Here is a 23,915-nt window from a genome sequence, read left to right as displayed (position 1 = left end):
AGGGGGTTGTACATGGGCAGCGCACAGGTGACGGCGGTCAGCAGCAACGGCGTCTACTCCTTCACCAAGCCCCGGCGGGAGAGCATCACGCTGCTCGCCGGGCTCGGCGTCGAGGGAGACGTCCACGCCGGGGTCACCGTCAAACACCGCTCACGCGTGGCCCAGGACCCGACCCAGCCGAACCTGCGGCAGGTCCACCTGATCCACCGCGAGCTCTTCGACGAGGTCGCCGGAGCCGGCTTCACCGTCGGACCGGGCCAGCTGGGGGAGAACGTCACCACGGAGGGCGTGGACCTCCTCGCCCTGCCCGTCGGGACGCTGCTGCGCCTCGGTGAGGAGGCGGTGGTGGAGGTGACCGGCCTGCGCAACCCGTGCCTGCAGATCGACAATTTCCGCAAGGGGCTGCTCAAGCAGGTCGTAGGCAGGGACGAGGAAGGCCGCCGGGTGCTCAAGGCCGGCGTCATGGGCGTGGTCCGGCACGGCGGCACCATCCGCCCGGGCGACCCCATCACCGTCACCCTGCCGCCGGCCCCGCACGTACCGCTCGAACGCGTCTGACGCAGCGGGCGCGGGGGCGGAGCCCGCGGGGGCCTCAGACAGGTCGCACGGCGATACGGGTCAGGGCCGCCAGCAAATCGGGCAGCTTCGGCAGCTCCGGGTGGTCCGGATGGCCGTCCCCCGGGACCGGAAGCACCTCGCCCGGCGCCTCGTCGAGCAGGACGAACGCCGTCTCACCGGTGCGCGCCACCAGTGACCACCCGGGGCCGTCAGCCCGGAGCGTCCGCGCGTCCTCCTCCGCGAAGGAGGAACGCACCCGGCCCGGCGGCGGCGCCTGCTCCGCGTAGCCCGCGGCTTCCGCCAGCGCCCGCGCCAGCCCCGGGTGCGCCACGGCAGCCGCCCCGCCGTCCGGGGCCACCCGCTCGCGCCAGTCGGCCCAGTCCCGGGCGATCTGGTCCGCGCCGAGCCTGCGCTGCACGGGTCCCCAGACCTCCGCGGAGGGCGGGGCCAGCGGCACGCGACCCGTACCGTCCGCGCCCTGCTCGGGATCGTGCGGCTCGGGGAGCCCGGAGGCGGAGACGGTCAGCTCCAGCGGCCAGCCCGCCAGGGAGACCACGATGGTCCGCTCGTCCGGGGACAGGTCGTACTCCATGCCGCAGTCCCATGAGGCGATCGCGGTGGCCACCAGCGCGACGTCGTCCACGACGACCGTCCAGCGCGCGCCTTCCTCGTCCTGCCCGAGCACCAGCCCGTACCCGTCCAAGGCCGGCTTCACGCCCAGGAGCGCGCACGCCTCGGGGTAGTCGTCGCCGAGGACGGCCGGGAACCGGGTGGGGGTCACCAGCACCGCGGTCAGCACGTACAGCGAACCCCCGTCATCCTCCGCTTGTGACACGTGGCCTCCTCCCGATCCGGTCGCTCGCTCGTCGGCGCACCTTAACCAGTGGGTAACTCGCCCGTCGAGAGCCCGCGGGACTCGATTTTCAAGCCGGGCGGGGGCGTGAGGAGTTGAGGTCCGGCCGGGCCGGTGGCGGGCGCGGGGTCAGGGGCGGCGGGCGGCCAGGGCCAGGAAACGGTCGTCCTCGTCCGCGTACGAGATCATCTCCCAGCCCGCCGCCGACAGCAGCGGGCCCAAATTGTGGGCGGCCCTCAGATCGTCCGGGCTGAGCTCGCGGCCCTGGCGCGCGGCCAGGGCCGCCCGCCCGATCGGGTGGAACAGCACGAGGCGCCCGGCCGGGCGGACCACACGGGCGAGCTCGATCAGGTTCGACTCCGGATCGGGCAGGTGCGCGATCAGGCCGGCCGCGAACACCGCGTCCAGCACCCCGTCACGAAGCGGCAGCCGCGCCACGTCCGTGAGCAGCAGCGCCGCCGCTCCGCCCCGGCCGGCGTCCCGCGCGGCGGTGAGCATCTGCGGGGTGAGATCCGCGCCGATCATCGTCCCCGAGGGCCCGACGGCCGCGCGCAGTACCGGCAGGGCGCGCCCGGTGCCGCAGCCCGCGTCGAGCACCCTGTCTCCCGGTCGCAGACCGGACTGGGCCACGGCGCGCGCGAAGGCGGGGCCGTCACCCGGAAACTTGCGGTCCCAGTCCGCGGCGCGCGCCCCGAAGAACTCCCGGACATGCGTGTGGTCTTCGCTCATGAGGCCATGATCTCCCAACGCCGGCGCCGCACGGGTCCCGCCCGCCCGCACCCGTCCCACGCACCCGCCCCACGTGCTGGTCCCGTGGACAAGGTGACACGCGGCCTGATCGAAGACGAACCCAGCTCTGTCATATTCCAGCAGTTGCAGCGGCTTTCGAAATGCGCCCCTTGTTCGCGCCCTCACCCGCACTAGCGTCCGTGGGCCATGGGACACCTGCACCACGCCGCCTATGGCTGGCTGACACCCGCGCTGTCATATGTGATGGCCTGCATCGGCGCCGCCCTCGGGCTGCGCTGCACCGTCCGCGCCCTCGCCGCGACCGGATCCACCCGCCGCAACTGGCTCCTCACCGCCGCCTCCGCCATCGCAGCCGGCATCTGGACGATGCACTTCGTCGCCATGCTCGGATTCGAGGTGACGGGGACCGACATCCACTACGACGTCCCGCTGACCGTCCTCAGCCTCCTCGTCGCCGTGCTCGTCGTAGGCGCGGGCGTCTTCACCGTCGGCTACGGCCAGGGCCGCGGCCGCGCCCTGCTCCTCGGCGGTCTCACCACCGGCCTGGGTGTCGCCAGCATGCACTACCTCGGGATGGCCGCCCTGCGCCTGCACGGCACGGTCTCCTACCGGCCGCTCGCCGTCGCGCTCTCGATCGCCATCGCCGTCCTCGCCGCGACCGTCGCCCTGTGGGCCGCTCTCCACACCAGGTCGCCGCAGGCCGTCGCCCTCGCCTCGCTCGTCATGGGCGCCGCCGTCAGCAGCATGCACTACACCGGGATGCTGGCCGTCGCCGTCCGCGTCACCCCCTCCGACGCCGCCCTGCCCGGTGCGACCGCCATGCAGTTCGTCTTCCCCCTCGCGGTCGGGCTCGGCTCCTACCTCTTCCTCACCTGCGCGTTCGTGGCCCTGTCCCCGACCGCCGGTGAACGGGCCGCCTCGGCGTCGGCGCGCAGCCTCGGGGAGGGCGCCGTGGGAGCCCGCTGAACGGCCCTGCCCCCACTGCCGGGCGCCGCCCGCACACATCGCCCGCCCGCACCCCGCGTACAGCCCCGGAACGAGGAGTCCCATGCGCACACCCCGCAGGAGACCGCAAGCAGCGCCCCCGGCGCGCGGCCGCCGGGCGCACGCCGGGCCACCTGCCGACGAGCCGCCGGACGGGGCGCGCAGCGACGCCCCGGGGTCCTCGGCCCCGGACAAGCGGCCCCGGATCCGCCTGCGCCCCGGCACCGTGCGCGCCAAGGTCGTCTCCCTGCTGATGGTCCCGGTCGTCTCGCTGCTCGGGCTGTGGGGCTTCGCCACGGTGAGCACCGCCCAGGACATCGCCCGCCTCGGCCGCGTCCAGCGGATCGACGCACAGATACGCACCCCCCTGACGGCCGCCCTCACCGAACTCCAGGCCGAGCGGCGCGCAGCCGTCCGCTTCCTGGCGGACCCCGCGGCCGAGCAGGGCGCCGCCCTGGAGCAGCAGGCCCGGCGCACCGACGCGGCCGTACGGCGCCTGCGGCTCGGCGACCGGAACACGGTGGCCGACTCCGGTGACCACCCGAGGGAGGTGGTCGCCCGGCTCGGTGCCTTCGTGGCCGCGGCCGAGCAGCTCGGCCCGTTCCGCGGGCAAGTCGCCGGCCGGGCCACCGGCGCCGACACCGCCTACGAGACCTACACCCGGGTGGCCGACGCCGCTCTCGCCGCAGCCGGGTCCCTCTCCGGCGGCCGGGAGCCCGAGCTCGGGGCCGGGGACAGGGTGCTGCTGGAGTTCGGCCGGGCCGGGGAACTGCTGTCCCGCGAAGACGCGCTGCTCGCCCTGCCCGGTGCGTCCGGTGCGTCCGGTGCGTCCGGTGGGCAGGCGCTGCGCCGCCTGACCGGTGTCATCGAGACCCGGAGGGCGGTGACCGACTCGGCCGCGCGTGACCTGCCCGACGCCGGGCGGCGTGCCTGGGAGGCGGTGACCGGGAGCGCCCCGTACGCCGCGCTCACCGGCGCCGAGGAACGGGCGCTGGGGACTGCCGCCCCGGGGAACGGGAGTGCGGCGAAGGAGGCCCACGGGGTGCCCGCCGGATGGGACTCCGCGTACGCCGAAGTCGGCGCCTCCCTGCGGGAGATCGCGGACGCCGCCCACGCGGGAGCCACCGGCCGCACAGGAGCCGCAGGCCGCTCGGGCGCGTTCGCCGAGGGTGCGTTCGGTGCGTCGGGTGCCGCCGTGCTCCTGGGCCTGGCCGCCGTCGCCGCCTCCCTCGTCATCTCCGTGCGCATCGGACGCGCCCTCGTCGTAGAGCTGGTCTCGCTGCGCAACACCGCACTGGAGATCGCGCACCGCAAGCTCCCGCACGCCATGGAGCGGCTGCGGTCCGGACAGGAGATCGACATCGACGCCGAGACCACGCCCGGGCCGGCCGCGGACGACGAGATCGCCCAGGTCGGCGAGGCGCTGTCCACCGTCCACCGGGCCGCCCTGAGCGCCGCCGTCGAGCGCGCCGAACTCGCCGACGGCGTCAGCGGCGTCTTCGTCAACCTCGCCCGGCGCAGCCAGGTCCTGGTGCACAAGCAGCTCACCCTGCTCGACTCGATGGAACGGCGCGCCGAAGACCCGAGCGAGCTCGGAGACCTCTTCCGGCTCGACCACCTCACCACCCGGATGCGCCGGCACGCCGAGAGCCTGATCATCCTTTCCGGCGCCGCCCCCGGCCGGGCGTGGCGGGTGCCGGTACCACTGACCAACGTCGTCCGCGCCGCCGTCTCCGAGATCGAGGACTACCCGCGCGTAGAGGTCCGCCGGCTCGCCGAGGCCGCCATCGTGGGCGGCGCCGTGGCCGACCTCACCCACCTGCTCGCCGAACTGATCGAAAACGCGGCGCAGTTCTCACCGCCGCACACCAAGGTCCGGGTCACCGGTGAGCCGGTGGGGGCCGGATACGTCGTCGAAGTGGAGGACCGTGGGCTCGGCATGGGCAGTGCCGCACTCGACGAGGCGAACCGCCGCATCGAGCAGTCCGAGGCACTCGACCTCTTCGACAGCGACCGTCTCGGGCTGTTCGTCGTCAGCCGGCTCGCGGCCCGGCACGGGATCCGGGTGCAGCTGCGCACGTCCCCCTACGGGGGGACCACCGCGGTGGTCCTGTTGCCCAACTCCGTGATCCAGGGCGTGAGCACCGCTGTCCCTCCGCAGCCGGCCGAGGAACCGGAGCTCCGGCGTCCGGCTCCGGCGCCTCCCGAAGAGCCGGAGCCCCGGCGTCCCGCCCCGGTGGCGTCGCTCCGGCCGCGCGGCCCCGGTGGCGGTGACACCAGCAGGAAGGCCCCGGCGGCCGCGTCGCCCCCACCCGCGGCGGTGACCGAACTGCCGCGCAGGGTCCGCCAGGCCAGCCTGGTCCCGCAGCTGCGCGAGGTCCCCGCCCCGGCGGAGGCCGCCGGGGCGCCCCGGACCGGTGAGCCGCCGGGCCGCAGCCCGGAGCAGGCGCGGGACCGGATGGCGGCGTACCGGGCCGGCTGGGCGCGCGGCGCCCGGGAGAAGTCCCCTCACCACGACAGCGAAGGAGAATCCTGATGTCCGAGCAGCGCAGACCCGGCCTGGGCGCGGTACACGGATCCGGCGGCGAACTGGACTGGCTGCTGGACGACCTGGTGGTGCGGGTCCGGGAGGTCCGTCACGTCGTGGTCCTGTCCGACGACGGCCTCGCCGTCGGTTCCTCCAGCCGACTGAGCCGCGAGGACGCCGAGCACCTGGCCGCCGTCGCGTCGGGCTTCCAGAGTCTCGCCAAGGGCGCGGGGCGGCACTTCCACGCCGGAGGCGTGCGCCAGACGATGGTGGAGATGGAGGACGGGTTCCTGTTCGTCGCGGCTGCCGGGGAAGGCTCCTGCATGGCCGTCCTCAGCGCAGCGAACGCCGACATCGGGCTGATCGCCTACGAGATGGCCCGGCTGGTCAAGCGCGTCGGTGAACACCTCCACACCCCGCCGAGGTTCACGGCGCGGCCCCCGGCCGCGGGTTGAGGGCGGCGGGCGCACGGATGGAAGGCCACTGGTACGACGCGGAGGCGGGCCCGCTCGTGCGTCCCTACGCCATGACGGGAGGGCGCACCAAGCCGGGCCCGCACGGGGTCAGGTTCGACCTGATCGCCCTGGTCGTGGTGGACGGGGCGACCGCGGCCGCGGGGGACGAGGCGCTGCTGGGCCCCGAGCACCGTGCACTGCTCGGGCTCTGCCGGGCGCAGACGCAGTCGGTGGCGGAACTGGCGGCCGACGCCGACCTGCCGGTGGGCGTCGTGCGGGTCCTGTTGGGAGACCTGTTGGAGGGCGGCCACGTGTCGGTCAGCCGCCCGGTACCGCCCGCCCGGCTCCCCGACGAGCGGATTCTGCGGGAAGTCATCGAAGGATTGCGAGCACTGTGATGGGACTGCAGGACGACGGACCGGCCCTGGACGACGGAGCGGACGCGGAGTCGGCTCCGCTGGCGCTGAAGATCCTCGTGGCGGGTGGTTTCGGGGCGGGCAAGACCACCCTGGTCGGGTCGGTCAGCGAGATCAGGCCGCTGCGGACCGAGGAACTGCTCAGCCGGGCGGGGGAGCTCGTCGACGACACGGGAGGCGTCGGCCGCAAGACGACCACGACGGTGGCCATGGACTTCGGGCGGATCACCATCAGGGACGGGTTGTCGCTGTACCTGTTCGGGACGCCGGGTCAGGACCGGTTCTGGTTCCTCTGGGACGAGTTGTCGCAGGGCGCACTGGGCGCGGTGGTGCTCGCGGACACCCGGCGGCTGGAGGACTGCTTTCCGGCCGTCGACTACTTCGAGCACCGCCGGATCCCCTTCCTGGTGGCCGTCAACTGTTTCACCGAAGCCCGGCGGTACGGGGCGAACGAGGTGGCGCGGGCCCTGGACCTGGAGCAGGGGACGCCGGTGGTGCTGTGCGACGCACGGGACAAGGACTCGGGGAAGGAAGTGCTGGTCAGGCTGGTGGAGTACGCCGGGCGTGTGCACACCGCCCGACTGCTCGACTCCGTCGGTCCGCCGACGGGGCCGCACTGAAGGGCGGCTGTGTCGACCGGTCCGCGGCGGTGCGCGGGCTTGCGCCGTCGGCCGGAAGTGTCCGGCAGTCCCCGTGCGGGCGGCGCCGGGACGAAGCCCGCCATTCCTCTTGAGTCATCTTCTGCGCCGGGGGTCCGTCCTCCTTGCCGGGAAGCAGCTGGTGGGGAAGGCTTGCGGACGACCGAGCAGAGTGGGGCGCGGCCACGTGGGCCGCGCCGACGGGGAGGGGCTCTACATGGCATTGGACAAGCAGCTCGACTGGCTGCTCGACGACCTGACGCGCAGGGTGCCGCAAGTGCGGCACGCGGTGGTGCTGTCCAACGACGGGCTGGTCACAGGAGCGAGTGCCGGGCTGGCGCGGGAGGACGCCGAGCACCTGGCGGCGGTCGCGGCCGGACTGCAGAGCCTGGCGAAGGGGTCGGGGCGGCACTTCCGCGCGGGTGACGTCCGGCAGACGATGGTCGAGTACGACGAGGGGTTCCTGTTCGTCGTGGCCGCGGGCGCGGGCAGTTGCTTGTGCGCGCTGAGCGCCGCCGAGGCGGACATCGTGCAGGTCGCGTACGAGATGACGCTGATGGTGAACCGGGTCGGCGAGCACTTGGGCGTCACCGAGCGGCGGATCACGGGAGGCTGAGGGCTCGCCCGGGACGCCCCTGAGAGGCACGGCCGACTGCCGGGTCCGGAGTTATCCACAGGCCCTGCGCCCTTCCGTCGCTCTCGGTTACGGTCTTCACACAGAGTGATCGCCACTCGTGGGGGAGGACCGTGATGAAGAGTGATGTGCAGGGCTGCGCCGTACTGGACGAACCCGGGCGGATGATGCCCGAGGTGCGCGCGCAGGCAGGGGCGGAGGTACCGGCGGACGCGTCGCAGGACCAGCTGCTCGGCGCCGTCCGGGCGGCCCGGGAACTGGGGCTCAAACGGGGCGAGTTCGCCCGGGCCGTCCAGCTGGGGCTGGTGCGCGCGGGACCACGGGCGCCGAGCGGGGCAGCCCGCTTCACCCCGGGCGAGCTGGAGCGTGTCCGCGCGGGCGAGGGATTTCCGCAGGCGCTGCGCGCGCGGGTCGAGACCGTGGCGGGTGCGGACGCCGCGGCCGAGGTGCTGGGGGTCGGGCCGAGCCGGTTGACCCGGCTCGCGCGTTGCGGGCACCTCGTCCCGGTCGGTTACCGGATCAACCGGTACCGGGCCGTGGTGTGGCTCTATCTGGCGGCAGAACTGAGGGAGTTCGCCGTCCGGGAGGCCGGGATGCTGAGGGGCATCGCGTCCCCTGGGGACCGCGAGCTGATCGCGGCCAGGACGGACCTGCGGCCGCGGGCGTGGCGCGGGCGGCACGTGGGGCTGCTGTTGAGACGAACCGTCGACCCCTGGGAGCGGGCGGCCGTACTGGCCTCCGTCCTCCCGGAGGAAGAGGTACGGGCGGTGGTGCCCGATCCGGCGGAGCGGATCGTCCTGGCGGCCCTCGCACCGCCCCCGCCGTACGGGCATCCGCAGCTGCCGGCGGCCGCGGCCGTGGCGCTGCCGCTGCTACGGGCGCAGGAGCCGGATGAGGTCCACTGGTACCGCACCAGCCTGGAGTTCGCCTTGACCGGGGCGCGTGGTCAGTCGAAGTCGACGGGGGAGAGGGGGCCGACGTAGACCCAGGCCCCTTCCTCCCGGGAGAAGGCGCTGCGTTCGTGCAGGGACCCGGTGTGCCGGCCCTCGCGGTAGTGCGCCCGGAACTCCACCGATCCCTCCGTCTCGAACATCCCGCCGCGCTCGGTGGCGAGGACCTCCAGCCGCTCCCAGCGCTGGCCGGGGTGCAGTTCGAGCCCGGCCGGGCGGGTCGAGGAGTGCCAGGAGCGCAGCAGGTAGGCGGTGTCGCCGACGGCGAACGCGCTGAACCGGGAGCGCATGAGCAGTTCGGCGGTGGGGGCCTGCCGCTCACCGGAGTGGAAGCGGCCGCAGCACTGCGGATAGGCGGCGGGCAGCCCGCAGGGACAGGGGAGGGCCGGCGTGGACATGATGGGGCTCAGTTCTTCGGGGATGACGGAGAGGACGGGTACGGGCGGAAGAGGCCTTCTTGGACCACCGAGACCAGCAGCTTGCCCTCCAGGTCGTAGATGCGACCGCGGGCCAGGCCCCGGCCGCCGTGCGAGATGGGCGACTCCTGGTCGTACAGGAACCACTCGTCCGCCCGGAACGGCCGGTGGAACCACATGGCGTGGTCGAGGGAGGCCATGTCGAAACCGCGCATGCCCCACAGGGGTTCCACGGGGATGCGCACGGCGTCGAGGAGGGTCATGTCACTGGCGTAGGTGAGGGCGCAGGTGTGGACGAGAGGGTCGTCGCCCAGCGGGCCGACGGCGCGCATCCACACGGCGCTGCGCGGATCTGCGTCCTTGAGCTCCTGCGGGGTCCAGCGGAGCCGGTCCACGTACCGGATGTCGAAGGGCTGACGGCGGGCCATCCGTTCCAGCGCCTCGGGCAGCGCGCCCAGGTGCTCGCGGATCTCGTCGACCACCTTCGGCAGCGTGTCCGGGTGCGGGAAGTCGAGGCGAGGAGGCAGCTGGTGCTCGATGCCGCCCTCCTCCGGGTGATGGAAGGAAGCGGTCAGGTTGAAGATGGTCTTGCCCTGCTGGACCGCGGTGACGCGGCGCGTGGTGAAGGAACGCCCGTCGCGCACCCGCTCCACCTGGTACACGATCGGTACCCCCGGGATGCCGGGGCGCAGGAAGTACGCGTGCAGCGAGTGGACGGGACGGTCGCTCTCGGTGGTGCGGCCGGCCGCCACCAGCGCCTGGCCGGCGACCTGCCCGCCGAACACGCGCTGGAGGGACTCCTGGGGGCTCGCGCCCCGGAAGATGTTGACCTCGATCTGCTCCAGATCGAGCAGATCGACCAGTCTCTCGGCGGGGTTGGTCATCAGGGGTTCTCCGTTGTCGGGTCCGGCGGGTCCGGTGGCGCTGGCTTACGCGGGCAGGTCAGAGCGCGCCGAGCTCGCCGACCGAGGTGACGCGGATGACCGCCCGGCCCTCCTCGTCGGAGGCCGCGAGGTCGACCTCGGCGCTGATGCCCCAGCCATGGTCCCCGTTCGGGTCGGCGAAGGTCTGCCGGACGCGCCACAAGCCGTGTGCCGCGTCCTCCTCGATCTGCAGGAGCTTCGGTCCCCGCGCGTCGGGGCCGGTGCCCAGGTCGTCGTACTCGTCCCAGTAGAGGTCCATGGCCTCGCCCCAGGCGTCTGCGTCCCAGCCGGAGTCGCCGTCCAGCTCTCCCAGCACGTTGACGTGGTCCAGGGCGGCCAGCTCGACCCGGCGGAACATGGCGTTGCGGACGAGGACCCGGAAGGCGCGCGAGTTCGCGGTGACGGGCTTGACCTGGTCGGCCTTCTCCTGGGCCTCCTCCGCCGTCTCCACCTCCGGGTTCGCCAGCTGCTCCCACTCGTCCAGCAGGCTGGAGTCCACTTGGCGCACCAGCTCGCCCAGCCAGGCGATGAGGTCCTGGAGGTCCTCGGACTTGAGGTCGTCGGGGATGGTGTGGTCCAGGGCCTTGTAGGCACTGGCCAGATAACGCAGCACGATGCCCTCGGTGCGGGCCAGCTCGTAGTAGGAGGTGAACTCGGTGAAGGTCATCGCCCGCTCGTACATGTCGCGGATGATCGACTTCGGGGAGACCGGGTGGTCGCGGACCCAGGGGTGGCTCTTGCTGTACACGTCGTAGGCGTGCAGGAGCAGCTCTTCGAGCGGCTTGGGGTACGTCACGTCCTGGAGCCGCTCCATCCGCTCCTCGTACTCGATCCCGTCGGCCTTCATCGCGCCCACGGCCATGCCGCGTTCCTTGTTCTGCTGCGCGGCCAGGATCTGGCGCGGGTCGTCAAGGGTCGACTCGACGACCGACACCATGTCCAGGGCGTAGGAGGGGGACTCCGGGTCCAGCAGGTCGAAGGCGGCGAGCGCGAAGGTGGACAGCGGCTGGTTCAGCGCGAAGTCCTGCTGGAGGTCGACGGTGAGCCGGATGCTGCGGCCCTCCGCGTCCGGGGTGTCGAGCTGTTCGACGACGCCGCCGTCCAGCAGCGAGCGGTAGATGGCGATCGCCCGGCGGATGTGGCGCAGCTGGGCCTTGCGCGGCTCGTGGTTGTCCTCCAGGAGGTGGCGCATCGCCTGGAAGGCGTCGCCCGGCCGGGCGATCACCGAGAGCAGCATGATGTTGGTGACCTTGAAACGCGAGGTGAGCGGCTCCGGGTCGGCGGCGATCAGCTTCTCGAACGTGGTGTCCGACCACGCCACGAAGCCCTCGGGCGCCTTCTTGCGGACCACCTTGCGGCGCTTCTTCGGGTCGTCGCCCGCCTTGGCGAGGGCCTTCTCGTTCTCGATGACGTGCTCGGGCGCCTGCGCGACGACATAACCCGCCGTGTCGAAGCCGGCCCGTCCGGCCCGGCCGGCGATCTGGTGGAACTCGCGGGCGCGCAGCGTCCGTACCCGGTTGCCGTCGTACTTGGTGAGGGCGGTGAACAGCACCGTGCGGATCGGGACGTTGACACCCACCCCGAGGGTGTCGGTACCGCAGATCACCTTCAGCAGACCGGCCTGCGCCAGCTTCTCCACCAGGCGGCGGTACTTGGGCAGCATGCCCGCGTGGTGCACGCCGATGCCGTGGCGGACGTAGCGGGAGAGGTTCTGCCCGAACTTCGTGGTGAAGCGGAAGTTGCCGATCAGCTCCGCGATCTTGTCCTTCTCCTCGCGGGTGCACATGTTGATGCTCATCAGCGACTGCGCCCGCTCGACCGCCTGGGCCTGGGTGAAGTGCACGATGTACACCGGAGCCTGCCGGGTTTCCAGCAGCTCGGTGATGGTGTCGGTGATCGGCGTGGTGACGTACTCGTACGACAGCGGTACCGGCCGGGTTGCGGAGCGGACCACCGAGGTCGGCCGCCCGGTGCGCCGGGTCAGGTCCTCCTCGAACCGCTTCATGTCACCGAGCGTCGCCGACATGAGGACGAACTGCGCCTGCGGCAGCTCCAGCAACGGGATCTGCCAGGCCCAGCCGCGGTCCGGCTCGGCATAGAAGTGGAACTCGTCCATCACGACCTGGCCGATGTCGGCGTACTTCCCGTCACGCAGGGCGATCGAGGCCAGCACCTCGGCGGTGCAGCAGATCACCGGCGCGTCCGCGTTCACGGAGGCGTCACCGGTCAGCATGCCGACGTTCTCGGTGCCGAAGAGCTTGCACAGGTCGAAGAACTTCTCCGACACCAGCGCCTTGATCGGAGCGGTGTAGAAGGTGACCTTGTCCTGGGCCAGGGCGGTGAAGTGCGCGCCGGCCGCGACGAGGCTCTTGCCGGAACCGGTCGGGGTGGACAGGACCACGTTCGCCCCGGAGACGACCTCGATCAGGGCCTCCTCCTGCGCCGGGTACAGGGTGATGCCCTGGTCCTGCGCCCACGAGGAGAAAGCCTCGAAGAGGGCGTCGGGGTCGGCGGTCGGCGGGAGCTGATCAATGAGGGTCACACCCCCCATCTTGCCTGGCTTCCCGCCGGATCAGGCAACCGGCGACCGGAGGCAAGATCATCGACTGTACGCTGTGCCGTCGACGCGGCCCGAACGAATCAGTCACCGGGGCCCGAGACGACCGAACCGGGGCGGGAAAAGAAACATGATGGGTCCGGCGCATTCCCTGTCCGGCGCGGCGGCCTGGCTGGGGGTGGGTGCGGCGGCCGCGGCCGCGGGGCACCCGATGCCGTGGCCCGTCCTCGTCGTCGGCGCGCTCATCTGCGCCGGCGCTGCCCTCGCCCCCGACCTCGACCACAAGTCGGCGACGATCTCGCGCGCCTTCGGGCCGTTGTCCCGAGGGCTGTGCGAGGTGGTCGACAAGATCTCTTACGCCGTCTACAAGGCGACGCGCGCCCCGCGCGACGCCCGCCGCAGCGGCGGGCACCGCACCCTGACCCACACCTGGCTGTGGGCCGTCCTCGTCGGCGCCGGCTCCTCCGCCCTGGCGGTGACCACCGACCGCTGGGGCGTGCTCCTCCTCCTCTTCGTCCACCTGGTACTCGCCGTGGAAGGCCTGCTGTGGCGGGCCGCCAGGATGTCCAGTGACATCCTGGTGTGGCTGCTGGGGGCCACGAGCGCCTGGATCCTGGCCGGTGTGCTCGACCAGCCCGGCAACGGCGCGGGATGGCTGTTCACGGAACCCGGCCAGGAGTACCTGTGGCTCGGTCTGCCGATCCTGCTCGGCGCCCTCGTCCATGACATCGGCGACGCGCTGACCGTCTCGGGCTGCCCGGTCCTGTGGCCGATCCCCATCGCCGGCAAGCGCTGGTACCCGATCGGTCCGCCCAAGATGATGCGCTTCCGGGCGGGCAGCTGGGTGGAGCTCAAGGTCCTCATGCCGGTGTTCATGCTGTTCGGCGCGGTGGGCGGCGCCGGCGCGCTGAACTTCATCTAGGCCACCCCGGGCCCCCGAACCCTCGGGCCCCGGGAACGGCGGACCGCCCGGTGTGCCGTCACGGTCGTCCGCGGAGCCCGCGGGGGTGCGGTTCGCGCCGTTTCGCCGCGGGTGGGCCGGGGCGGACCGCGGCCCCGCTGCTCCGGGGGAAGGGCGCGCGTACGGGTTCGCCCGGCGCCCGGAAAGGCCGGATGTCCCTGCGCCTGGGCGACCGCGACGTGGCGCGTACCGGCTCATTACGGCCAAAGACCGGGCAGAGCCCGATCCTCCGGGATGTATAACGTTCGGCGGGCGTGACGACCGCCCGCACGGGGGGCGAGGAGCAGGCTGTGAGCGGGATAGTGATCTACCTGCCGCCGGGGAGCGGCGGCGCGGGTGGCGCGGAGCCGGGCGACGGGGCGGTGACGTTACGGCTCGGCCCGGGGGAAGTGGCCCGGTTCGGGCGGGGATCGGCCACGACGCCGGTCGAACTCCGCCTCGTCGACGACGCGATCTCCCGCCTGGCCGGCGAGATCCGGGTGACCGACGACCACTGGCAGCTCAGCAACCTCAGCGCGACACACAGCTACCTCGTGGAGAACCCCGAAGGGGCCGGCGAGTACCTGCGGGTCCCGCCACGCCGGGCCGGAGCCCCCATCCCCTTCGAGTTCTCCCGCGTGGTGCTGCCCACCCGACACGACACCACCGTCTCCTTCCAGGTCTTCGCCCCCGACCACGTCTACCTCGACCCGGACGGCCTGGGCGGCGCCGGCGGGCAGTGGGGCGGTCGCACGGTCACCGCGTACTCCCTGGACGAGACGGCCACCTACTTCCTCGTCCTGGTGGCGCTCTGCGAACCCCGGCTGCGCGACGAGTCACCGGTCGCGGTGCCGACCACACCCCAGATCGTCGAACGGCTCAGGGACCACGCGGCCTGCGGCAGGCTGACGGCCCGTGCGGTCAGCTCCCACATCGACTACCTCGCCGAGGAGAAGATGCGCGTCGCCCCGCCGGCCGAGCAGGACCCCGGCCGCGGCGCCCGCCGCAACGGCAAGCGGGAGTCGATCGTCGGCCTCGCCCTGCGGTTCGGGCTCGTACGGGAAGAGCACCTGGCGCTGCTGCCGCCCCGCAGCGGGGCGGCCCCGCGCAACGAGCAGACCGGAGGAGGGGAAGGTGCACGGCCCGGCCGACACCTCGGGAAGTGACTGCACGCAGCTGCTCGCGCCCGGCTACCGCGTCGGGAGCTGGGAAGTCACCGAGCCCATCGCGGCCGGCGGCTGGGGGACCGTCTACGCGGGACGCGCGGTCGGCGGGGACCGGCCCGCGCAGGAGGTGGTCGCGCTCAAGTTCCTGCCGACCTCCGGGCTCGCCCCGCGGCAGGCCCGCAACGTCGTGGACACCGCCCGGCGCGAGGTCGAACTGGGCCGCCGAGCGGGCCACCCCCGGCTGATCCGGCTCCTGGACTCCGTCGTGCTCAGCGAGCCGGACCATCCGCTCCTGGACGGTGCGCTCGTCCTGGTGATGGAGCGGGCCCACCGCAGCCTGCGGGACCGCCTGCGAGCAGGCCCGGTGGGCGAAGCCGAAGGGGCCCGTCTGATCACCGGGATCTGCGAGGGCCTCGCCCACCTGCACCGCACCGGCTGGGTGCACGGCGACCTCAAACCGGACAACATCCTGCTCATGGCGGACGGTTCCGTCAGACTCTCCGACTTCGGCCTCGCCGCCGAACTCACCGGCACCCACGGCACCCACGGCTACGCGCCCCCGATGGGCACCTTCGACTACCTCCCGCCCGAGCGCTGGAGGGCCCCCCTCGGCGAGCACGGCGTCCAGGTCCGCCCGAGCGCCGACATCTGGGCCCTCGGCATCGTGATCCACGAGGTGTTCACGGGCGGCACCCCACCGTTCCCCGGCGCCACCCCCATGGCCCGCGGCGCGGCGGTACAGGAGTACGCCGACGGACGGGCCCCCCTGCGCCTGGACCCCGCCGTACCGCACTTCTGGCGCGAGCTGGCCGCGGACTGCCTGGCCCCCTCCCACGCCGCCCGCGCCGCCCACACGGCCCAGAGCCTCCTGGCCCGCGTCACCGCCCGGCCGCGACCGGGCAAGGATCGCCCGGCGGGCCGCACGCGCAGGGCCGTCCACGCCGCCCTCGTCTCCGCGCTGATGTGCGGGGCGGCTGCGGGGAGCACCCCGTACGCCGCACTCGACGGCACCTTCGCCCCGCCCGGGGCGGCCGGCCGGATCCGGGTGTTCAACGCCGAACCGAGCTGCACGACCCGCACCGACCGGGACCCGGACTGCAGCCTCGGTCTCGCCATCGACCCCCAGCGGCCCTACACCGCGGACAACGTCGTCCCGACCCGGGTGTGGCAGGGCGACGAGCTGGCCGTCGACTGCCTCCTCGCACACGGCATCCCCATCATCGACGAGGGGGACGCCTGGTCACCCCAGTGGTTCCGCGTCCGGCTGGCCGCCGGCTCGCCGCGGCCCACCGCCTGGCTGCCCGCCGTACGCACGAAGGACCGCCCCCGCGTCCCCGCCTGCCCGGCGCCCGCCTCCGGACGCTGATCCGGGGCCGCCCCCGCCCCTGTCCGGGCCCATCCCCATCCCCGTCCCGCCCCATCCCATCCCCCCACCCGACCCATCCCTATCGGGGACTCTCCGGCGCTGTCACTCCGGAACGTTGCGGATGCCCCGCCCGCCGCGCACGCGGCTAGCTTGCGGACGTTCGGTGGGCCGACCGCGCACAGTTCGCTCCGGCACGCCGAACGCCCGTACACCGCAAGGTGACTGACGAAGCGAAGGAGCTGGAACGTGCGTGGCACAACAGCTGGGCGCGCGAGATCCGTGACGGCGGCCCTCCTGGTCGCGGCGGTGATGTCCGCCCTGGGCGGCGGCCCCGCCACCGCGCGGAACGCGGTGCCCGGACCCCTCGGGCACGCCATGACGGCCGAGTTCTACTGCGACATCCCCCCGGAGCGGGACATTGCCGTAACCCGCAAGGTCTACGAAGTCGGACAGCGCCGGGGAGTGTCCGACAAGGTCATGCTCGCCGGGTTCGAGACGGGCTGGGTCGAATCCCGGATGAACAACCTCGACTGCGGGGACCGGGATTCGCTGGGCGTCTTCCAGCAGCGTCCCTCCCAGGGCTGGGGCTCCCCCGAACAGGTCATGGACGTCGACTACGCGGCGAACAAGTTCTTCGAGGTGGCCCAGCAGATGGAGCCGGGGATGGAGGGCAGCAGCGCCGGCGAACTCGCCCAGGCGGTCCAGCGGTCCGGCTACCCCGAGCGCTACCCGCAGGCCGAGGGCATCGCCCGGCAGATGCGGGACGAGGCCTTCCAGCCCTACGGGACGATCGGCGCCAAGTACTACGGCACCGGCGGACCCGACGGCCCCCTCGGCCGGCCGCTGCGCGCGGAGGAACCCGCCCAGTCGGGCGGACGGTTCCAGCTGTTCCAGCACGGGATCGTGATCTGGCATCCGGATGCGGCGTTCGCGGTGTACGGGGAGATCCTGGACAAGTTCTGGGCGACGGACGCGGAGCGTCGTTGGGGTTTCCCGACGATGGACGAGGCGGATGCGTCGCAGGCGCCGAACGGGACGCGGGGCCGGTACCAGTTCTTCGAGCAGGGCTTGTTCATGTGGTCGCCGCAGACCGGTACGCACGTCGTCCACGGTGCGATCTACCAGGCGTTCCACGCGGGTGGTCATGAGGGCGTGTTCGGCTACCCGGTCGGTGACGAGGCCGACGAGCCGGGCGGCAAGGTTCAGAAGTTCCAGAACGCCAGCATCCACTGGAACCCCGACCGGGGCACCTGGACCACCACCAACTGACCGGGAGACGGCATGAGATCGTTGATCCTCCGGCGCGCGGTCAAAGCCGCGGCGCCACTGCTCGCAGCCCTCGCGCTCACCTTCTTCATGGCGCCCGCGGCGACCGCCTCCGAACCGGACGGCTCGATCGGACGCGGTGAGGTCATGGACCGGGCCTGGTCCTGGGTCGCCGAGCAGGTGCCCTACAGCCAGAGCGGCTGCTACGCCAACCAGTTCGGCTGCTACCGCCCCGACTGCTCGGGCTTCGTGTCGATGGCCTGGCACCTGGGGTCGTCACTGACGACCTGGAGCCTGTGGAACGTCACCTTCGACATCCCGGCCGCGGACCTGCAGCCCGGCGACGCCCTGCTGCGCGACTCGGACGGCACCGACCACGTGGCGCTGTTCGTCCGGTGGGCCGACGCCGCCCACACCCAGCCGGTGGTGCGCGAGACGTACGACTTCGGGCACGTGGCCGAGGAACGGGTGTGGGGCAACGGCCTGCGCGGATTCACGCCCCGCCGCTACAACGTGCTCGACGACCTGATGCCGTACGGCGCGATCAGGGCCAAGTACGACAGCATGGGAGGCCTGGACAGCGTGCTGGGCCCGCCGACCTCCGGGGAACGCGACTCCATGATGGGCGGCCGCTTCCAGGGCTTCCGCAACGGGATCGTGATCTGGCATCCGGATGCGGCGTTCGCGGTGTACGGGGAGATCCTGGACAAGTTCTGGGCGACGGACGCGGAGCGTCGTTGGGGTTTCCCGACGATGGACGAGGCGGATGCGTCGCAGGCGCCGAACGGGACGCGGGGCCGGTACCAGTTCTTCGAGCAGGGCTTGTTCATGTGGTCGCCGCAGACCGGTACGCACGTCGTCCACGGTGCGATCTACCAGGCGTTCCACGCGGGTGGTCATGAGGGCGTGTTCGGCTACCCGGTCGGTGACGAGGCCGACGAGCCGGGCGGCAAGGTTCAGAAGTTCCAGAACGCCAGCATCCACTGGAACCCCGACCGGGGCACCTGGACCACCACCAACTGACGTACTCACCCACAACCATCGACCAGGAGGTCACCGTGAACGAGCACGGCCCCACCCGCAGGAGCATCCTCAAGTCCGTCGGCGGGCTCTCCGCCGCCATGGCCCTCGGCGGTGCGGGCGTCCTCGGGACGGCATCGGCGGCGAGCGCGGCCGGCGACGGTTTCGGACTGCACATCGTCGACCACAACGAGGGCGACGCCCGCATGTGGTACTACCGCTTCCAGACCGACGCGATCGGCTGGCAGCCCGCCGTCAACGTCCTGCTCCCCGACGACTACCACACCAGCGGACGCACCTACCCCGTCCTCTACCTCTTCCACGGGGGCGGCACGGACCAGGACTTCATCACCTTCGACCGCCTCGGCATCCGTGCCTGGACCACCGGGCGGCCGCTCATCGTCGTGATGCCGGACGGCGGCCACGCGGGCTGGTACTCCAACCCCGTCAGCTCCAACACCGGCCCCCGCAACTGGGAGCACTTCCACATCAACCAGCTCCTGCCCTGGGTCGAGGCGAACTTCCGGACCTTCGCCGAGTACGACGGCCGCGCCGTCGGCGGGTTCTCGATGGGCGGCTTCGGCGCCCTCAAGTACGCGGCCAAGTACTGGGGCCACTTCGCCTCGGTCAGCGCCCACTCGGGACCCGCCAGCGTGCGCCGTGACGGCGGGGCGGTCGTGCACTGGGCCAACCTGTCCTCCGCGGCCCTCGACCTGGGCGGCGGCACCGTCTACGGCGTGCCCTGGGACCAGGCCCGCGTCAGCGCGGACAACCCCGTCGAGCGCATCGAGAGCTACCGCAACAAGCGGGTCTTCCTCGTCGCGGGGACCAGCCCCGACCCGACCAACCCGTTCGACTCGTTCAACGAAACCCAGGTCCTCGCGGGCCAGCGGGAGTTCCGCGGCCTCCTCGACCAGGCCGGCATCCCGCACGAATGGCACGAGGAGCCCGGTGGCCACTTCGTCCGCGACTACATGATGTGGCGCGACCTCGACGGCATCATCGACCGCCTCCGCAAGGCGTAGCGGCGCCCCCGGACGGCCTCGCGGACGCCGCCGACCCACGCGTGGCGTCCGCGAGGTCCCCCCTCACCCGTGCCAGGACCGCCACAGCGCCGCGTAGGCGCCGTCCGCCGCCACGAGGTCCTCGTGGGAGCCGAACTCACTGATCCGGCCGCCCTCGACCACCGCGATGACGTCCGCGTCGTGCGCGGTGTGCAGCCGGTGGGCGATCGCGATGACCGTGCGGCCGTCCAGCACCCGGGCCAGGGAACGCTCCAGGTGCCGGGCCGCGCGCGGGTCGAGCAGCGAGGTGGCCTCGTCCAGTACGAGCGTGTGCGGATCCGCCAGGACCAGCCGGGCCAGCGCCACCTGCTGCGCCTGGGCCGGGGTCAGCGCCGCGGCTCCCGATCCGACCTCCGTGTCCAGCCCGGCCGCCAGCGCACGCGCCCAGCCGTCCGCGTCCACCGCCTCCAGCGCCGCCCACAGGTCGGCGTCCCCGGCGCCCGTCCTGGCCAGGCGCAGGTTGTCCCGGAGCGAGCCCACGAACACGTGGTGCTCCTGGTTGACCAGCGCCACCTGCTCCCGCACCCGCTCGGCCTGCATCCGCGACAGGCGTGCCCCGCCGAGGGTGACCTCGCCGGCCCGCGGCGCGTAGATGCCCGCCAGCAGCCGGCCCAGCGTCGACTTGCCCGCGCCCGACGGCCCGACCAGCGCCATCCGGGTGCCCGGCGGCACGGACATCGACACCCGGTGCAGGACGTCCACGCCCTCCCGGTAGCCGAACCGCACCTCATCGGCCCGCATCTCCCGGCCCTTCGGCGAGACGGACGCGTCACCCCCGTCGGGCTCGATCTCGTGGATGCCGACCAGCCGGCCCAACGACACCTGCGCTACCTGCAGTTCGTCGTACCAGCGCAGGATCAGGCCGATCGGGTCGACCATCATCTGCGCCAGCAGCGCACCCGTCGTCAGCTGCCCCACCGACATCCAGCCGCGCAGGACGCAGTAGCCGCCGATCATCAGCACCGAGCCGAGGATCGTCACGTAGGTGACGTTGATGACGGGGAAGAGCACGGACCGCAGGAACAGCGTGTACCGCTCCCACTGGGTCCACTGCCGGATGCGCTGTTCCGACAGCGCCACCCGGCGCCGCCCGAGCCGGTGCGCCTCGATCGTGCGCCCCGCGTCCACCGTCTCCGTCAGCACCGCCGAGACCGCCGCGTAACCGGCCGCCTCCGAGCGGTACGCGGACGGCGCCCGCCGGAAGTACCAGTGGCAGCCGATCACCAGCACCGGCAGCGCCACCAGCGCCGCCGCGGCCAACGGCGGCGCGGTCACCGCCAGCGCCCCGAACAGCAGCCCCGCCCACACCACGCCGACGGACAGCTGCGGCACGGCCTCCCGCATCGCGTTCGCCAGCCGGTCGATGTCGGTGGTGATCCGCGACAGCAGGTCACCGGTCCCGGCCCGCTCCAGCACGCCGGGCGGCAGCCCGACCGAACGCACGAGGAAGTCCTCGCGCAGGTCGGCCAGCATCTCCTCGCCGAGCATCGCCCCGCGCAGCCGGACCATCCGCACGAAGCAGGTCTGGACGGCGAGCGCCAGCGCGAACAGCAGGCTCACCCGCAGCAGGTGGAGCTCGCGCACCCCTGCCGCGAGGTCGTCCACGACCCGCCCCAGCAGGTACGGGCCGACCATGGAGGCGATCACCGCGACCGCGTTGGCGCTCACGAGCGCCACGAAGGGCCGCCGGTGGCGCCGGAACAGGCCGCGTACGTAGCCCCGTACGGTCGCCGACGTGCCGACGGGCAAGGTCGCGGCCGACTCCGGGGCGGCCGGATCGTATTGCGGCGGTGCCACGCCGATCATGCGGATCCCTCGATTTCGGTGAGTTCTTCCTCAAGCCGGTCGGTGAGGCCCTCGTCCAGCGCGGTCCGGGGCAGCGCGTCCAGGCGCTGTTCCTCCTCGGTCTCCCGCGTGACGACCGCGCGGTAGCGCGGCTCGTCCCGCAGCAGGTCGCGGTGGGTGCCGGCCGGCAGGGCGACGCCCTCGTGAACGAGGACGACCCGGTCGGCCCGGTCCAGCACCAGCGGTGAAGAGGCCAGGACCACCGTCGTGCGCCCGGCGCGCAGCGCCGCGATGCCGTCCGCGATGCGTGCCTCGGTGTGCGAGTCGACGGCCGAGGTCGGCTCGTCCAGTACCAGCACCTCCGGATCGGCGACCAGCGAGCGGGCCAGCGCGAGCCGTTGGCGCTGACCGCCGGAGAGCGAGCGGCCCCGCTCGGTGATCCGGGCGTCCATCGGGTCCTCCACCCCCTCGGGCGCCGACTGCAGCACGGCCTCCAGTACGTCACCGCACTGGGCGGCCTCCAGCGCGGCCGCGGGGGTCACCGCCCCGGACGCCGGTACGTCGAACAGCTCGCGCAGCGTGCCGGACAGCAGCACCGGACCCTTGTCCTGCACGAGGACCAGCGCTCGCGCCGTGTCCAGCGCGAGCTCGTCCAGCGCCACGCCTCCCAAAAGCACCGGGGCGCGGTCCGCGGCGCGCTCACCGGCGTCTTCCCCGTCGCCCGGCGGGTGCCCGCCCAGGCGTTCCGCCAGCCGTCCCGCGAGGTCGGGGTCCCCGCAGACCACGGCGGTGAACCGGCCCGCGGGAACCAGCAGCCCGGTTTGCGGGTCGTACAGGTCCCCGCCCGGGGCAGGGGCCCGGACGGCGCCTTCGGCCGCCGCCGGCGCCGGGCCGTCGTCACGCGTCAGGCGCAGCACCCGGGCAGCGCGGGTGGCGGAGGGCCGGGAGAACGAGTAGGCCATGGCGATCTCCTCCACGCTGCGCAGCGGGTACAGCAACAGCGACACGGCGCTGAACACCGCGACGAGTTCACCGACCGAGAGCCGTCCGTCCAGGACGAGCGAGGAGCCGTACCAGACCACCGTGATCAGCAGTACCCCCGGCAGGAACACCTGGACGGCGGAGATCAGCGCCCACATGCGCGCACTGCGCACCGCGGCGGTGCGTACCTCCTGCGAGGCCTCGCGGTACCGGCCGAGGAACAGTTCCTCGCCGCCGATGCCGCGCAGCACCCGCAGACCGGCCACGGTGTCGGAGGCCAGTTCGGTCGCCTTGCCCGCCTTCTCCCGCTGGATGTCCGCGCGTTGTGTGGCGCGGGGGAGCAGGGGCAGGGAGGAGAGCGCCAGCAGCGGCATCCCGACGGCGACGACGACGCCGAGGGACGGCGCGTACACGACCAGGGCCACGCAGACGACGACGATGGCGACAGCCGCCGCGAGGAAGCGGGAGACCGCCTCGACGAACCAGCCGATCTTCTCCACGTCCCCCGTTGATACGGAGACCACTTCGCCGGCCGCCACCCGGCGGGTCAGGGCGGAGCCCAGATCGGCGGTCTTACGGGCGAGGAGCTGCTGCACCCGGGCGGCGGCGGTGATCCAGTTCGTGACGCTGGTCCGGTGCAGCATGGTGTCGCCGAGGGAGATGGCGACGCCGAGCAGTGCGATCAACGCGCCGACGAGCAGCAGCCGGTGACCGTCGCCGTCTACGGCCGCCTCCACGCCCAGGCCGACCGCGGACGGCAGCCCGGCGATGGCACAGTGGTGGACCAGCCCCCAGCACAGGCTCTTGGCCTGCCCGCCCAGTTGGGTGCCGCCCAGCCAGAGCAGGAAGCGTGGGCCGGAGCGGGCGTCGGGTACTCCGGGATCCGGATGCGGAAGATCGCTGATCTGCATGACGCCCCATGACGGTCGAGTGGTTCAAACCACACAAGGTTCGTCTTCCGGACCGGGGCCCGGCAACCGAATTTCTCGCGGCGCCGGGCGGCGGCAGCGAGGTTTACGGGCGCGCGGGTTCGCGTACGGGCTGCTCAACCGGCTTGCGGAGGTGGGGCGGTGCTCAGCGGGAGGCGGGGCGGGGCTCAGCCGGACGCGGGGCGGTGCTCAGCAGCCGCGCTCCGCCGGGGCGTCGGAGAGGGTGTCGAGCAGGCCGCCGAGCACCCCGCGCTGTGCGGCGGTCAGGGGGGCCAGGATCTCCTCCGCGGCGGCCGTCCGCGCGTTGCGCAGGCGGCGCAGGGTGGCGCGGCCGGTGCCGGTGAGCTCGATCCGGATGACCCGCCGGTTCGCGGGGTCGGGCGCGCGGCGCACGCAGTCGGCCGCCTCCAGACCGTCGACCAGCGTGGTCACGGCCCGGGGGACGACTTCGAGGCGGGCGGCCAGCTCCGCCATCCGGGGTGGCTCGCCGCCGTCGTAGTGCGAGACCAGCCGGAGCAGCCTTGACTGGGCTGGAGTGATTCCGAGGGGTTCGAGATGACGCTTCTGGATGCGGTGAAGCCGACGGGTCAGGCGCAGCAGCTGCTCGGCGAGGACGCCGTCGTCGCTGTCGGGCGAGTCGACGCCGTCCGCACTGGTCAGGGCGGGTTCGGAAGCGGTGCTCATGCTGCGGTCCTCATAATGGGAAGAGTATCAGGACCAGATTCATTGTGAGCATA

General features: G+C 72.8%; 22 protein-coding genes. 14 read left to right on the top strand and 8 right to left on the bottom strand.

Going from position 1 to position 23,915, the window contains the following annotated elements; translation table 11 throughout:
- The first annotated feature begins 12 nt into the window (after positions 1-12).
- Positions 13-558, top strand: coding sequence for an MOSC domain-containing protein (locus tag OHA81_RS05250; protein WP_329193235.1), 546 nt, complete (start codon positions 13-15; stop codon positions 556-558).
- 34 nt (positions 559-592) lie between these two features.
- Here OHA81_RS05250 and OHA81_RS05245 read toward each other — a convergent pair whose 3' ends face one another.
- Both OHA81_RS05245 and OHA81_RS05240 read right to left on the bottom strand, forming a co-directional pair.
- Positions 593-1,393: a hypothetical protein gene (locus OHA81_RS05245; RefSeq protein WP_329193233.1), complete on the bottom strand. Its 801-nt coding sequence runs from the start codon at positions 1,391-1,393 to the stop codon at positions 593-595.
- 147 nt (positions 1,394-1,540) lie between these two features.
- Complete coding sequence (locus tag OHA81_RS05240) at positions 1,541-2,140, bottom strand: methyltransferase domain-containing protein (RefSeq protein WP_329193231.1); 600 nt, start codon at positions 2,138-2,140, stop codon at positions 1,541-1,543.
- A 207-nt stretch (positions 2,141-2,347) separates the two neighbouring features.
- On the opposite strand from OHA81_RS05240, the gene OHA81_RS05235 reads away from it, so the two are divergent.
- The 7 genes from OHA81_RS05235 to OHA81_RS05205 all read left to right on the top strand — a co-directional run bounded on the left by OHA81_RS05235 (position 2,348) and on the right by OHA81_RS05205 (position 8,798).
- Entirely contained in the window at positions 2,348-3,127 is a 780-nt protein-coding gene (locus tag OHA81_RS05235) for an MHYT domain-containing protein (protein ID WP_329193229.1), read from the top strand.
- Positions 3,128-3,209: 82 nt separating this feature from the next.
- Entirely contained in the window at positions 3,210-5,681 is a 2,472-nt protein-coding gene (locus OHA81_RS05230; protein ID WP_329193227.1) for a sensor histidine kinase, read from the top strand.
- Positions 5,681-6,127, top strand: a complete 447-nt coding sequence (locus OHA81_RS05225; protein WP_329193225.1) for a roadblock/LC7 domain-containing protein — start codon at positions 5,681-5,683, stop codon at positions 6,125-6,127. The genes OHA81_RS05230 and OHA81_RS05225 overlap by 1 nt, the downstream gene beginning before the upstream one ends.
- Before the next feature lie 17 nt (positions 6,128-6,144).
- A complete protein-coding gene (locus OHA81_RS05220) occupies positions 6,145-6,525 on the top strand; it encodes a DUF742 domain-containing protein (RefSeq protein ID WP_329193223.1) in 381 nt (126 codons plus the stop codon).
- On the top strand, positions 6,525-7,163 hold the full coding sequence (locus OHA81_RS05215) for a GTP-binding protein (protein WP_329193221.1): 639 nt from the start codon (positions 6,525-6,527) through the stop codon (positions 7,161-7,163). The genes OHA81_RS05220 and OHA81_RS05215 overlap by 1 nt, the downstream gene beginning before the upstream one ends.
- Positions 7,164-7,398: 235 nt before the next feature.
- Positions 7,399-7,797 carry a roadblock/LC7 domain-containing protein gene (locus OHA81_RS05210; protein ID WP_190186925.1) on the top strand — a complete coding sequence of 133 codons (399 nt, stop codon included), beginning with the start codon at positions 7,399-7,401 and terminating at the stop codon, positions 7,795-7,797.
- Positions 7,798-7,931: 134 nt separating this feature from the next.
- Positions 7,932-8,798, top strand: coding sequence for a DUF6397 family protein (locus OHA81_RS05205; RefSeq protein ID WP_329193217.1), 867 nt, complete (start codon positions 7,932-7,934; stop codon positions 8,796-8,798).
- Here the strand turns inward: OHA81_RS05205 and OHA81_RS05200 are convergent.
- The 3 genes from OHA81_RS05200 to OHA81_RS05190 are packed head-to-tail and all read right to left on the bottom strand — an operon-like array spanning position 8,762 to position 12,646.
- Positions 8,762-9,163, bottom strand: coding sequence for a YchJ family protein (locus tag OHA81_RS05200; RefSeq protein WP_329193215.1), 402 nt, complete (start codon positions 9,161-9,163; stop codon positions 8,762-8,764). The genes OHA81_RS05205 and OHA81_RS05200 overlap by 37 nt on opposite strands.
- Before the next feature lie 8 nt (positions 9,164-9,171).
- Positions 9,172-10,065, bottom strand: a complete 894-nt coding sequence (locus tag OHA81_RS05195; RefSeq protein WP_329193214.1) for an acyl-CoA thioesterase — start codon at positions 10,063-10,065, stop codon at positions 9,172-9,174.
- A gap of 58 nt (positions 10,066-10,123) precedes the next feature.
- Positions 10,124-12,646, bottom strand: a complete 2,523-nt coding sequence (locus tag OHA81_RS05190; protein WP_329193212.1) for a DEAD/DEAH box helicase — start codon at positions 12,644-12,646, stop codon at positions 10,124-10,126.
- A 145-nt stretch (positions 12,647-12,791) separates the two neighbouring features.
- Here OHA81_RS05190 and OHA81_RS05185 point away from each other — a divergent pair, with 145 nt between their 5' ends.
- From OHA81_RS05185 to OHA81_RS05160, 6 genes are all read left to right on the top strand, one after another.
- A complete protein-coding gene (locus tag OHA81_RS05185; RefSeq protein WP_329193210.1) occupies positions 12,792-13,583 on the top strand; it encodes a metal-dependent hydrolase in 792 nt (263 codons plus the stop codon).
- Between the two features lie 329 nt (positions 13,584-13,912).
- The gene (locus OHA81_RS05180) at positions 13,913-14,767 is read left to right on the top strand and encodes a serine/threonine protein kinase (protein ID WP_329193208.1); all 855 of its coding nucleotides are present in this window, start codon (positions 13,913-13,915) and stop codon (positions 14,765-14,767) included.
- Positions 14,736-16,133, top strand: coding sequence for a serine/threonine-protein kinase (locus OHA81_RS05175; protein ID WP_329193206.1), 1,398 nt, complete (start codon positions 14,736-14,738; stop codon positions 16,131-16,133). The genes OHA81_RS05180 and OHA81_RS05175 overlap by 32 nt, the downstream gene beginning before the upstream one ends.
- A gap of 246 nt (positions 16,134-16,379) precedes the next feature.
- Positions 16,380-17,402, top strand: coding sequence for an LGFP repeat-containing protein (locus OHA81_RS05170; protein WP_443056445.1), 1,023 nt, complete (start codon positions 16,380-16,382; stop codon positions 17,400-17,402).
- A 12-nt stretch (positions 17,403-17,414) separates the two neighbouring features.
- Positions 17,415-18,422 carry a hypothetical protein gene (locus OHA81_RS05165; RefSeq protein WP_329193204.1) on the top strand — a complete coding sequence of 336 codons (1,008 nt, stop codon included), beginning with the start codon at positions 17,415-17,417 and terminating at the stop codon, positions 18,420-18,422.
- A gap of 35 nt (positions 18,423-18,457) precedes the next feature.
- Positions 18,458-19,444: an alpha/beta hydrolase gene (locus OHA81_RS05160; RefSeq protein WP_329193202.1), complete on the top strand. Its 987-nt coding sequence runs from the start codon at positions 18,458-18,460 to the stop codon at positions 19,442-19,444.
- A gap of 63 nt (positions 19,445-19,507) precedes the next feature.
- Here OHA81_RS05160 and OHA81_RS05155 read toward each other — a convergent pair whose 3' ends face one another.
- The 3 genes from OHA81_RS05155 to OHA81_RS05145 form a co-directional block, all read right to left on the bottom strand.
- A complete protein-coding gene (locus OHA81_RS05155) occupies positions 19,508-21,289 on the bottom strand; it encodes an ABC transporter ATP-binding protein (protein WP_329193200.1) in 1,782 nt (593 codons plus the stop codon).
- Entirely contained in the window at positions 21,286-23,160 is a 1,875-nt protein-coding gene (locus OHA81_RS05150) for an ABC transporter ATP-binding protein (RefSeq protein ID WP_329193198.1), read from the bottom strand. Before OHA81_RS05150 ends, OHA81_RS05155 begins: the two co-directional genes overlap by 4 nt.
- A 207-nt stretch (positions 23,161-23,367) precedes the next feature.
- Positions 23,368-23,862: a MarR family winged helix-turn-helix transcriptional regulator gene (locus tag OHA81_RS05145; protein ID WP_329193196.1), complete on the bottom strand. Its 495-nt coding sequence runs from the start codon at positions 23,860-23,862 to the stop codon at positions 23,368-23,370.
- Positions 23,863-23,915: the final 53 nt, after the last annotated feature.

The sequence above is a fragment of the Streptomyces sp. NBC_00667 genome, from assembly GCF_036226825.1.
In the GTDB taxonomy this organism is placed as follows: Bacteria; Actinomycetota; Actinomycetes; order Streptomycetales; family Streptomycetaceae; genus Streptomyces.
This window is presented reverse-complemented; position numbering and strand designations above follow the sequence as displayed.